The sequence below is a fragment of the Brevibacterium iodinum ATCC 49514 genome (genome assembly GCF_900169265.1).
In the GTDB taxonomy this organism is placed as follows: domain Bacteria; phylum Actinomycetota; class Actinomycetes; order Actinomycetales; family Brevibacteriaceae; genus Brevibacterium; species Brevibacterium iodinum.
In genome coordinates, this window is sequence record NZ_FXYX01000040.1 from 1 (window position 1) to 12,778 (window position 12,778).

The window sequence follows — 12,778 nt, forward strand, 5'->3', positions numbered from 1 at the left end:
TGGTCTGGACGACGCGGATGACGTCGTCGCGGAATTCTTTCGGGTAGGGCTGTGGCATGGTGTCTATCCTTCCAGGCTTGCCTATGAACAAGCCAGATTAGATGTCACCTAACCCTGCATCAGTCCCCTGCGACAGTCGCACTCACTACAGTCCGAGGTCCGGAGCCGCCCTCTCGACCTACATCGCGACACGGCATAGAAGCTGTAATGCACATGGACTGCCTCACAGATCGCAGCACCGCATCGTCTCATAGGTGGTCATCTGAAATGCGACAGGTCAGTGAAAGGGATACTCGTGCCACGCGAACATTTGCCGAAAACAGGAGCCGTCGATCGTGTCGGCAGTTGGAAGGACAAGCGCGTCCGAGCAAGCACCTGGTTGGTAAGTCTTAAGACCAAAGTGCTTCCCGACCATTGGTCGTTCTTCTTCGTCCACATCGCCCTGGCGTCATTCACCGTCTGCATGTTGTCAGGTGTTTTTTTGATGTTTTTCTATGACCCGTCAGTCGTGACAAGTTCGTATCAAGGCCAATATGAGCCGTTGCGAGGTATTGAAGCCTCACGAGCTTTCATATCAACTATCGAGCTTTCCTTTGAGGTCCGCGGTGGTTTGCTCATGCGGCAGCTACATTCTTGGAGTGCATCACTTATGATTGCCTCTTTAATTCTTCATATTTTGCGAGTCTTCTTCAGCGCCGAGTTTCGCAAACCGCGGGAAATAGCCTGGATGGCTCTACTCGGTTGCCTCATAACGGCGATGATGGCAGGACTGACGGGGCATTTCCTTCCAGATGACATGCTCTCAGGCAGCAGTCTTGCAGTCCTCGATGGTGTCCTAAAGGCCACACCAGTGATTGGTACGACTCTTTCTTCATTACTTTTCCAAGGCAACTTCCCGTCTGGGGCGATCGCAACGGTGTATCCGATGCATATCCTTATACTTCCGGTGCTTATCGCCCTATTCGGCGTCGTAGTCGCCTTTCAATCAATCCGTCACAAGCCCAGTCAGTTCCCTCTGCCGGGGAGATCCGAGAACAATATAGTCGGGAAATCACTTGCTCCGGCCGCAGTCAAACGAATCGGTCTGATGCTGATGACGACAGGCATGTTGTTCCTCATCGCAGCCACTGTAACTATCAATCCGATCTGGAATTATGGTCCCGCTGACCCGGGTAATGCCTCGGCCGGGGGCGGCGCTCTCTGGTTTGTCGCTTTCCTGGACGGGGCGCAGCGACTCGTACCGTCAGGATGGGAGATCGTCTTGACTGGTTACACGATCACTCTTGCGATTCTTGTTCCCGTCGTCGTATGCGGGTTGTTCTTCGTCACTGCAATCCTTTACCCATTTATAGAATCGTGGATTTCTGCCGATGAACGCGATCATCATCTACTGGTCCGCCCCAGGAACGCACCCGCACGCACTGGCTTGGGCGTTGCCGCAATCGTTTTCTACGGTGTCTTATGGATCGCTGCCGGTTCTGACGTAATCGCTTTGTATTTTTTTCTCAGCAACGAGGACGTCATTCTGGTCCTTCAGATTTCACTCTTCCTCGGACCTATAGTTGGCTTCAGTATCGCTCGACGGATCTGCCTCGCCCTGCAGAGAAAGGATAAGGAAATCGTATTGCATGGTTTCGAAACGGGGAAGATCGTGCGTTTACCAAGCGGCGAGTACCAGGAGATCCACGCACCGGTTGATGAGTTCCAACGATGGAAGCTTGTCACCTACGAGTCTCCCTCTCCACTACATCCGCGGCCAGATGAGTCAGGCCGGATTCGAATCAGGGAGAGGGCGCGAGCGTTCTTCTCTCGCTTGTTCTTTGAAGATCGTGTCGTTCCGCCTTCGCCTGACGAGGTTCGGGAGCTTCGCGGTCACTCGGCAGCTACACCGCAAGCGACGCAAGTCTCGGAGACTCCCCGGACTGACGGATCTGGTTTGTGCGGCGATACCGCTCGGCGTTCTCGCTGAGCAGACCTCACAATCTGATCGTGTGCTTCGTCTTGCTATCGAGGGCGGTATGCCTTCGCAGTATAGACTCATTCAAGAGCCGCCGTGCCTGCTCGAACTGGCTGGTGGCGAGGAGGGATCATGCCGGACGGCACTGAATCTGTCGAGAGTGAACCGCCGAGCCTTGAGGACGCCGTCGAAGAGCGCAGTATTCTCCTCGGCCTGTGCTATCGACTCCTCGGGTCGCTTGGCGATGCTGAAGATGCCGTTCAAGATACGTACATTCGCTGGTATCGACTTGACGCCTCTGCTCGCCAGGACGTGCGATCGCCGCGCGCTTGGCTGATTACGACCGCTAGCCGAATCTGTTTCGACCTTCTCGGCAGTGCCCGCGTTCGTCGAGAGCTCTACGTCGGCGAGTGGCTCCCTGAACCTGTCCCTGACCCAAGAGTCTGGACAAGTTGCTTATCCCAAGCGTCGATCGACCCAGCAGATCGAGTAAGTATGGATGAGTCCGTCTCAATGGCCCTTTTAGTCGTTCTGGAGTCGATGACGCCAGCTGAACGCGTAGCTTTCGTTCTGCATGACGTCTTTCGGTTCACGTTCGCGGAGGTCGGTGGGATCGTAGGAAGATCGCCGGTAGCTTGCCGTCAGCTAGCGTCTTCCGCACGAAAGAGGATTCGAGATTCGCGCCAGATTACCGTATCGAGTGAAGAGCATGCTGCCGTCGTCCGTTCATTCAAGACCGCCTGGAGTGAAGGCGACATTGGTGGGCTCATTGAGTTGTTGGACCCAAACGTCACAGCAGTCACCGATGGAGGCGGTGTCGTCTCTGCTGCTTTGGAGCCGTTGTATGGCCCGGAAGCAGTGGCTCGATTCTTCATTGGCGCATTTGGCCGCCAACCGGGCCTCCATATCGAACAACAGGTTGTCAATGGAGAAGCTGGTCTTGTGGCGACTTCCAAAGGGAAGATTGTTGCAGTCATCTCTGTGAATGTGGGCTCGGGAATGGTCGACCGTATCTGGGCCGTGCGTAACCCGGAGAAACTAGCAGCGTGGGAGTAAAGAACGAATACGGGCTGAAGGCGGCGAGCTGACACTTCCCGCAAGCAGAGAGGAAGAGACCAGTCCTCAGCTGTCAGTTGGAGCTGTCGTGAGCCTGGAAGAACTCACTCCGGTCGATGTTGGTGGCACGGAATGGGAAGAACCCTCAACTGTCGACGTCAACTGCGACCATCTGTGAGGACAATTCTGCTCAGGTCATCGCTGTTACCAACACTCTGACGGGTGACGATACCTATTCAGATGAGTCGAATTCATCGTCCGACTCTGATTCGGCGAGCACTGCTTCGACCGGTGGGGCATCCGACGTTGAAGCAGATTCCGGTACCCCGGCGTCGATGAATCCGACTCTCAGGCATCTGAAGAGACCGGTGGGGCCAAAGACGGCTACGCAGCAGACACCACTGGAACATCGAAGTCACGGTCTGATGAGAGTAACGATGCAGACGGAACGGCCAGCGATTCTTGACTCTGACAAGGATGCTGCGGGAACAGAAATCGAGGTAGAACAGACAACTCACGTCGACGGTTCGGTAGCCGCTTCCAACCCAGATTCCGGAACAACGGGCACTGATGAGGCGACTGGCGTTGCAGCAGTTGCCGAAGCTGATATCCGAGCCTCGGACGCAAAGTCCCACACGGGTACCGATCCCGAGGATGGTGCCAACGCGGACGAATCCACTTAGGGGCAGCGAAAAGCGAATCTGAACACACGTGGAGCTGCAGACTCATCCTTCAATGCCGGAGGTAGTGGTTCGCATCTCCCCGGCACTGGCGCACAGCTCGGCGGACTGCTTGTGGGAGCAGTCTTGCTAATCGTGGGCATCGGTCTTGTGATCGCTACCCAGCGAAAGAGGTCTTCCTATTCAGTCTGACTAACCCAATGACTGCGGCACCCTGTTTGGTGCGGTCGTTGAGTAAGGCCCGTCACCACAGTTTGGCTGTGGCGACGGGCCTCTTTTATGAAATCCTGCCGCGCTTTTCGACTCGCTGCGTTCTGCGGTTCAGTGGCAAGGGCACTGCACTCCAAATCCGCTATCCTGCGTGTTGCTGAGTCGCAAGCAGAGAAGAATATTCAGAGTTTTTGTCTAATGAACAGTTGCGTAGTTGGGGGTCTCGACTCCCTGCTAGGTGTGGTCGTTACCTTGGACAGACAGGCCGGGCGGGATGCAGCGGACACTGGTTCGGGGTCTTTCTGTCCTTCGGCCGTTGACATCTCTGGCTTCAGGCGGCGACAGGCCGTCTCAGTTGTGAAATGCCGGCAACTGAAATGTCGGGGCTGGTGACCATGAGTTCAGTGCCCACCCGCTTTATCGCTGCTGTGTAGTTCAGATCAAATGCGTACTGAGGCAAGCCCAGATAGAGTTGCTGAATCTGCGGGGCAAGATCATAAGTCAGGATCCACGGTTGTTCGAGTTCCCGGACTGTCGCGGCAAGGGCGGCGTGATCTTCGGGTTGGTAGAAGTTCGTGTATAGGCCGGACCCCTTACCGTAGTAAGGAGGGTCGATGAAATAGACAATCCGATCTTCGCAGATGGACATTCCCTTCAGAAACTTCTGTCCGTCTTCGCGGGTGATTGATATACATCGCTTGTACCGAGTAATTCGTTCGATCTTCTCGATGGTGTTCTTCTTCGAGAATCGGCAGTCGAGTTTGTAGTCTCCGGCTTGCGCCTTCCCTCCAATCACACCGCCTTTGATTACACCAGATCGATTAGTTCGGTTGAGGAACAGTGTCGCAAACGCCAGATCGAGCGAGACCTCACCGTTCGTGCTGCGGTAGATTTCACGTTGCCGGTACCACTCGTCCATCGTGATCGGCGTATCACGGATTCGCCGGATAAGTTCGTCGGTATCGTTGAGTATGGTGTGCCAGAGAGAATATATCCCTGGGTCAATGTCATTGAGGACGATGCGCCGTACTACGCCTTCAAAGAGAAGCGACAGTGCGAGGCCGCCTCCACCGGCGAACGGTTCAGCGTACGTCGTCTTTCGGAGTCCGTTCCACTCCAGAAGCGGTTCGGCAAGTTTGAACAGTGCGGTCTTGCCGCCTGGATATCGTAGAGGTGAGGGTGTGATGGGCATTGGTCCAACTCGTCCGTATAGCGCTGTTTCTTGGAACGCTACAGCGTTTTGGCAGTTTTGGCCAGCTTCACTCAGCCACACCTAAGCAGAGTCGACAGCTGCCTCTGCGTTCGAGGCTATGTATCCGATGATCGGTTCAATCTCATCCCACTTCCTGGTCAGCGTCGACCAGTCGGGGAAAGCTGAACCATGCGCAACGAGCCCCAGATAGTAGGCGCTGTACACGAACGCTTGATTGTTGACTTGGCTCTTCAGCAGACCCAGGGCACCAGACTCGGCCCTTGTTAGTTGGATAGTGCCGCTGTTCTTTTCCGTCTCGATATGTTTCAGAACAATATGGACAATCTTATGAAGCTTCTCCTGGAGACTGACATGCGTTCCGCGAGTCTCTAGGTACTTGACTGAGATCGACTCCAGGAAGACTCTGACGACGAGCGCGGCTGCTAGCGGACTGTTTTTGCGTAGCGACTGAAGGTCCCAGAGTATCCGCTTCAACCGTTCATCTCGGAAGTTGGGCGCGAACGAACTATGCACCAACTTCCCCCGGTTGTCAGGACGGGGACCCGGGGCACTATCAGTTGGCCTGTTTGAGTCGACCGGCTTATGGTCGGCAGCTTGGTCCCTCGACCGCTTGGCTTCTCCCTGGTTTGGCTCGGGCTGGTCCTGCGAGTTCGCTTCCGAGTTGTTCGACACGCTGGTCGCCGTGTCAGCGATGGAAACGAGGTGGTCTTGCGCATACTTCACCCGATCCGCGCTGGACGTTCTGGACGTTGCGCCATTGCGCCGCGCGACGATATCGTCGAGCAGCTTTTTCAGACGACGATCAAAGAGTGAACGGGTAACCGTGTACCTGAACTGTGGATCAGACGCACTCGTCTCAATCCCTAAGCCGTGTTGGCGTACGAACGGAGTCGAGATGAACCGCGTAATGGTTGTCAGGATGTCTCTTGACTGTGCTTTGGTAAGCATCCTTTGACTCTGCCCGTAGTCAAGGAGCGCCAGTGCCAGCGCATTACCCGTGCGGTCGCCGTAGCGCCGGGCAAGCTGCACCGCATTCCACGGTTTCGGTCCGTTCCCGTTACCTGGTCCGGCATGTTTCCTGTCGATCCAAACGTCTGCTTCGTCCTTGTTGGCAAATACGGTGAGCTCGATTGAAACTGAAGCGGCATCAAAGTCGCGGTTTAGTCGTTCGAACGCTTTGCGTTCTTTGCTGGGGGCCAAAGTCGGATCGCGTAGAAGGATGAGCGCGCATAGTCGGCGGTTTCCCTCCACGATCACGTAGCCCCCATTCGGCGTCTCGATAGCACCAAAAATGTCGAGCGGACTAAGCCCCACCTTTGCGATGTCCCGAGCGAGCCCCAAGACACTCTCTTTCTCGACTAAGTATCGGATGATGTCGCGGCGAGCCATTCCGGGGTCGTGACGAGGATTATCTGGATCAAGATCCATATCGGGTAGATCATCCCAATCGACTATCACTCGTTCTGGCATTGTTCCATCCTTATTCGTTTCATCAACTAGTCCCGATCTTATCCGCGGAACCGTGAAATGACTCATGGTTGCCGAGGCAGAGTCCGTGAAAGCTGTCAAACGCTTCGGCATTGTCGCCGCTGTTCTCCCGACGATGTCTGAATCAGTTGGCCGTCCGCTTTTTAAGTACCTCTTCGATCCCTGGAGCGACGAGTGTAGTGCAGACTTCTTTCTGAGCTGGACAGACGTCCAGGTTTGGACACACGAGCACGATCAGAAGTCGCAGCCCGGCAATGAGCTGGTCATAGGACGGTGCGTTGATAGTTCTGACTGCTACGAATGCCGTTGATTTCCCAATGGTCTCGGCCAATAGCTTCGGCATGCCTGAATCACTCAGCAATGACGCAACGTTTGCTCCAAGATAGTTTGCGTATGTTGCAGGCGAGATTGCTTTGCAGGTGTCATTCAGAACAGTGCACAGCCGATGACTCCGCGTAAGTCGGTGATACCAAGGCAGTTGCTCAAGGAGTTGATCCGCAACGAGTCGATATCTCGAGTCAGGGTCGAGGATCAATGTGACGACCGCCGAACTTATCGCATCTCGAGCTTTCGAACTCAGGACTTCCTTATTTCGGCTGACGCGTTTCTGACGTCTGGGATCGCCCTCCCAGCTGTCCTTCACCGACGTTGGTCGCTTCTCGTCAGAACCTCCGGTCGTCGCTCGACGATTCAGTCTGCTCGAAGTTCGTGAGCGTTCTACAACTGGGGGAACAACTGCATCTACCAGTTCAGCGGAAGGTACAGGTGACGCCGCCCGGCCTCTGTGGTGTGGGCACGAACTGGCGTCATTCTTACAAGGCGTTCCCTTTTTTGTTATTGCTCCGCAAATTGCCACCAAAGCCTCCTTTGCCTTTCGCTGCCAACCGATCAACTAGTTCTCGCGCATACATGCCGCTCACCGTGCGGACATCACACTGCGACACTTCCGACACTGAGCTCACGCGAGTTCTCTTCCCGACCGATCGAGACCTCCAGCAATGACGCTCCCATTCTGACTAGCAACTCCCGCTCACACAAGACACTCAAACCACAACTCAACCGCCACAAACCCGCAACGCCAACAGTCACAAAACAAAACGGCTCCCCCTCACCACTCCGACACGAGCGCTCCAGGCTCCCAGAGCTACACACCTCTGGCACCAAGGTGCATACCGTGAGTTGCAGCCCCGACGCAACGACAAACGCTCCATCCGCATTCCGGCGTACAACCTGCATGGAAACGACACAGAAATCGTGTGCCGAATGCGGGAACGCGCTCCCTTCCACCGCCACTAAGCGGCGGAAATTCTGCTCTGCGACCTGCCGCAGACGTAGCAACGATCGCTCGCAACGACGCACCAACACCCAAACGACTGTCCAACGACTTACCGACCAGCTCGGAGCTGCACGAACCGAACTCGCTCGCAAAGAATCTCAACTTGCCGACGCACGCAAGGTCATCGAGTCCGAACGCACAAAGCTACGTCGGCACGAGGCCCGGTCCCGTAAACGTGAGCGCCAGCACCAGGCTCACGCTCAACGTGCTATCACGGCCAGGGTCAAAAACCTCGTCGCCACTCGTGACCGACTCACATCGGTCACCGCCGAACTCGATGCCGCCACGGCTGATCACGTTGACCGGTCAGATCTCGAAACCGCCGCCCAACAGATTGTTAACCTTGAGACCCGCCTGTCCACGGTCACTGACCGTCACCGCGCTCTGTCCGGACAGTTTGAACAACTCCGTGACCGGTACCAGGCGCTCGTGACCGACTACAACAAGGCCGCGCAAAGTCTCAGTGATCTGGCCCGTGACCGGCACCGGTTCCGACCGGTCATTGACGCATGGGACACCCTGGCCGGTCGCCTGGCCAACAGCGGTCCGTCCGGTCAGCTCACTCCTGGTGACCGTGAGATTGTCCGGACCTGGGCGCTATGGAAGTCCGGTCGTGACCGTCGCCTGAAGTCCGGACAATGACCGGACTCCGCACCCCGCACAATTACGGAGGAATACCTCAATGACCGTGTCCATTTCGAAGATGTCCATCAACTACTACCTTGAACATGCCGCGACCGGCGACGGCCAGTCCCGCGACATGACTTCCTACTACACGGAAACCAAGGCGCCGCCCGGACGCTGGGCCGGTTCCGGCCTCTCTGGCCTGGCCGGTCTGGAAGTCGGTCAGGAAGTGACCGAGCACGCTGCCCGGTCCATCTATGAGAAACAGAAGGATCCGGTCACCGACCAGCCGATTGGCCGTCCTCTCATGAAAACGAAGTCCGCCCCCGAGGGTGCGGTCACTCCGGCCGGTCGACCGGCCAAGAAAGAACGTGAGGGGGTCGCCGGATTCGATCTCACGTTCTCACCGCCCAAGTCGGTCTCTGCGCTCTGGGCGCTGGCCGGTCCCGAACTGCAAGGTCGGCTTCATGCTGCGCATCAGAAGGCAGTCCAAGAATCTCTGTCATGGCTCGAATCAAATGTGGTTCAGTCGCGTGCCGGTCACGGTGGGGTAGCTCACGTCGCAGTGAATGGCGTGATCGCCTCGGCTTTCGATCACTGGGATTCTCGTGCCGGTGATCCACAGCTCCATACTCATCTCGTCATCGCCAACCGCGTTCAGCGTGCCTCTGATGGCCACTGGGTCACCCTCGATTCGCAGGCACTATATAAGCATGTTGTCGCAGTCTCCGAGATGTATAACTCTCTGATCCTTGATCGTCTCGCCGCAGATGTTGGAACGGTCGCTGAATCACGCAGCGACCTCGACGTTGATATCCAGCAGCTCATCGAGTCCGCGGTCTCCGATGAGACCAGCACGGACCACGAGCCAGCGAATCGCGTGGAGCTCTCGGGTGTTCCTGACCAGTTGATCGAGGAATTCTCATCTCGCTCCATCACCATCGAGGCTCGTGCCGATGAGCTGATCAACGAGTACACCGAAACCTATGGCCATCGCCCGACTCCGCGTGAAGTTCTGATCATTCGCCAACGAGCCACCTTGGAGAATCGACCGGACAAGAACACCATCGAGCACACCACGCTTCCGGAGAAGATGCAGTGGTGGAGGCAGCGCACACACTTGGCGGGCCTCGACCCGGAGACCGTTGTCCGCAACGCGGTCGGTCACCATGTTCGGACCGTCACTTCAGAGATGGTCACCCCGGACATCATTGAACAGATCAGTCAATGGACACTGACCGATGCATCACAGCGGCGCACTACGTTTACTCGTGCCAATGTCCGTGCTTCGGCGGAACGGGTACTTCGGCTTGTCCGATGTGCGACCGCCGACGACCGCCATGCCCTCGTCGACCACATCGTGTCCACGACACTCGATAAAGCCGTCGCTCTAACGCCCACTCGATCTCGGTTACCCGAGGGACCGGACAACTCGGTCAATCTCCGTGACCGGTCAGTCTTTGACCACCATGTCCACTCCGGGGTCTACACCACTGACCAGGTCATGTCCGACGAAGACCATCTCATCTCTCGTGTCACGGCAACAGGTGCACCATCATTGACCGACCACCCCGAACACGTCGACGTACTTGAGAATTGGCGCACCGATGATGGTCATTCGCTTAGCCCTGACCAGTTCGAGGCCTCCAAGCATGTTCTTTCTTCCGATGCGGGTATCTCGGCCATCATCGGCCCCGCCGGCACCGGCAAGTCAACCACGATGGGGGCGATCACCGACACGTGGCATTCCGTCCATGGGGAACAGTCCGTCATTGGTCTCGCTCCGTCCGCTGTTGCCGCCGGAGTCCTTGGTGACGAGATTGGAGTTGACACCGATAACGTTGCCAAGTGGCTCTTCGAGTCTGTCGGCGACGGTGCCGCGCGCCGTGCCGAACGGGTCCACGACTATGAGACACGTCTCTCCATCCTCGATTCCAGAATTTTCGAGGTTCAGCCGACCAATCGTCACCAGCTCATCAAGCAGCGCGAAGCTCTCCAGTCGAAGCTCGCTCAGGACTACGCGACTCAAGCCCAGTACCAGTTTCACGAGAACCAGCTCATCATCATTGATGAAGCTTCTATGGTCTCGACTACCAACATGGCTGAACTCTCCCGACAGGCAGAAGCTGCTGGTGCCAAGATGCTCATTGTCGGCGATCCCGCGCAACTCGAAGCTGTCGATGCGGGAGGTTTTCTCGGTCACGTCGAACGCCACCTCGACCACCGCACTCTCGACACAATCTGGCGATTCAAGAATGACTGGGAGAAAACTGCGTCCCTCAAACTCCGCTCTGGAGATGAAGTGAACGACATGGCCGTCGTCGACGAGTATGCCGAGCAGGGTCGCATCCACGGCAGTCCCGATGATGAAGCCGCCGACACCGCTTACACAGCGTGGAAGTCCGACCGTGATGCCGGACTCTCATCAATCCTCATTGCGTCAGATAACGACACTGTCGCCTCTCTCAACCAACGAGCTCATACAGACCTTGTTGAGTCTGGCGACGTCGACATCACCAACCAAGTGACTCTCCGCGCTGACGTGCAAGCAGGAATCGGAGACATACTTCTGGCTCGGCGCAATGACCGCAGCATTCGTGATTCTTCCGGTTCGTTCGTTGCCAACGGCACACGCCTCACCATCACCGACATTCGCCCGGATGGAAGTGTTCGAGCGAGTGTGCAAACCGATGAGGACGGTCCCGCTCCCACTATCGTCCTCGATGCTGACTATCTCGCATCTTCCGTCGAACTCGGCTACGCGACCACCGCTCACCGTTCGCAGGGCGTAACAGTCGATACAGGTCATGCCGTGGTCACGCCGAAACTGTCCAGAGAGTTGTTCTACGTCGCGATGACCCGTGGCAAACACAACAACCACGCATACGTCGACATAGACAATCCTGAGAAACCTACCCCGGACGATTGGAGCGTGGAGATGACGTCAGCAACCGTCGACGCTAATGGGGAACTCGTTGCTGACCCGAGTGTCTACATCAAGTCTGTTGTGGCTCGCTCCACCGCTGAGAAATCAGCCCACGAGGTCCGTGATGCAGAACTCGGCTGGGCGAACGACGTCGGTCGCATCTGCCACGAGATGACGTATCTCAACTGGGCGGCGAAAGTCTCTCGAACTCAGCACTGGCTCGAAATGCACACCGATGATGAACAGCGAGACAACATCCGCAACGATCCGAACTGGCAGCGGCTCATCACTGTCGACCCTGCCCGGAATCTCCCAGACGAACCAGTTCCCACCGACAGTGCTGAATCGATCATCGAACGCTGCCAAAAACCCCTCAGTCCCCCCGTCGCTGGTGCCGGTCGAATGATCGCGGCTGTCACTCCACACACCGATGAGCAAGCACGTCTTTGGGAACAGTCACTTCACGACCTCAACGATCAGGTTTCGGCCCGGAGAGCGGTCCTCGCTAAAGACACACCCGAGTGGTTCACTCAGCTCAGCGAACAGTTCGCTCACCATCCTCGCCGTGAGGACGTCATCAACGCGGCCATCGTGTGGCGGGCTGTTTCCGATCAGACCGAAGAACCCACTCCCTTCGGCACAGAACCTCCAAAGGATGATCATCTCCACCCCTACTGGGAGCGTCTGCAATCAGTCATCAACACCCCGCCCGAGTCCAGTGCCCCGGTCAGTCCCACTCCGACAGTCGAACCTGACATCACCACCATCGACCGGGCGGCCTACATTGACGATCCCACATTCGCCGCTCTTGATGACTGCGCACACGGCACTCACAAGACACCGTCCGCCCGACCGGTCGCGCCTCAGCCTGTTTCGCCTACTCACAATGGCCCAGAACGCGAGTTGTAGTCGCCGCCCCTCCCCACGTTTCCCCTGTCCGCGAGCCTGAAAACTGAATGGGGATGACGGTTGCACCGTCATCCCCATTCCTTCTCTCAGATTACGCGTCAGCAACCGAGTCCTTCCGTCTTTCCATACATAGCACTCATTGGTTCAGCGCACTTCCCCCACACACGCAACCAGGTGCCGGGAGCATACGTCACCACCACTCTTGTGGTCACGTGCACTTCTACCTTGTGGCCGTCATCCTTGTTGGCCCTGGGGACTGATGCAGGGTTAGGTGACATCTAATCTGGCTTGTTCATAGGCAAGCCTGGAAGGATAGACACCATGCCACAGCCCTACCCGAAAGAATTCCGCGACGACGTCATCCGCGTCGTCCAGACCA

6 protein-coding genes are annotated in these 12,778 nt (G+C 56.7%); 4 read left to right on the forward strand and 2 right to left on the reverse strand.

Going from position 1 to position 12,778, the window contains the following annotated elements:
• Positions 1–295 precede the first annotated feature (295 nt).
• Entirely contained in the window at positions 296–1,969 is a 1,674-nt protein-coding gene (gene qcrB, locus BI49514_RS15755; RefSeq protein WP_244195362.1) for a cytochrome bc1 complex cytochrome b subunit, read from the forward strand.
• Positions 1,970–2,089: 120 nt separating this feature from the next.
• Positions 2,090–3,013, forward strand: a complete 924-nt coding sequence (gene sigJ / locus BI49514_RS15760; protein WP_101547400.1) for an RNA polymerase sigma factor SigJ — start codon at positions 2,090–2,092, stop codon at positions 3,011–3,013.
• Between the two features lie 1,221 nt (positions 3,014–4,234).
• Here sigJ and BI49514_RS15765 read toward each other — a convergent pair.
• Together BI49514_RS15765 and BI49514_RS15770 are read right to left on the reverse strand one after the other, a co-directional pair.
• The gene (locus BI49514_RS15765) at positions 4,235–5,095 is read right to left on the reverse strand and encodes a DNA adenine methylase (RefSeq protein WP_101547401.1); all 861 of its coding nucleotides are present in this window, start codon (positions 5,093–5,095) and stop codon (positions 4,235–4,237) included.
• An 81-nt stretch (positions 5,096–5,176) separates the two neighbouring features.
• Positions 5,177–6,586, reverse strand: coding sequence for a hypothetical protein (locus BI49514_RS15770; RefSeq protein WP_145996247.1), 1,410 nt, complete (start codon positions 6,584–6,586; stop codon positions 5,177–5,179).
• A 1,252-nt stretch (positions 6,587–7,838) separates the two neighbouring features.
• Here BI49514_RS15770 and BI49514_RS16415 point away from each other — a divergent pair.
• Together BI49514_RS16415 and mobF are read left to right on the forward strand one after the other, a co-directional pair.
• Complete coding sequence (locus BI49514_RS16415) at positions 7,839–8,582, forward strand: hypothetical protein (RefSeq protein WP_145996248.1); 744 nt, start codon at positions 7,839–7,841, stop codon at positions 8,580–8,582.
• Positions 8,583–8,622: 40 nt separating this feature from the next.
• A complete protein-coding gene (gene mobF / locus BI49514_RS15785) occupies positions 8,623–12,399 on the forward strand; it encodes a MobF family relaxase (protein WP_101547405.1) in 3,777 nt (1,258 codons plus the stop codon).
• Positions 12,400–12,778: the final 379 nt, after the last annotated feature.

Coding starts and splice junctions, on each gene's coding strand:
- sigJ (WP_101547400.1), top strand. CDS start 2,090: ATGCCGGACGGCACTGAATCTGTCGAGAGTGAACCGCCGAGCCTTGAG.
- BI49514_RS15765 (WP_101547401.1), bottom strand. CDS start 5,095: ATGCCCATCACACCCTCACCTCTACGATATCCAGGCGGCAAGACCGCA.
- BI49514_RS15770 (WP_145996247.1), bottom strand. CDS start 6,586: ATGCCAGAACGAGTGATAGTCGATTGGGATGATCTACCCGATATGGAT.
- BI49514_RS16415 (WP_145996248.1), top strand. CDS start 7,839: ATGGAAACGACACAGAAATCGTGTGCCGAATGCGGGAACGCGCTCCCT.
- mobF (WP_101547405.1), top strand. CDS start 8,623: ATGACCGTGTCCATTTCGAAGATGTCCATCAACTACTACCTTGAACAT.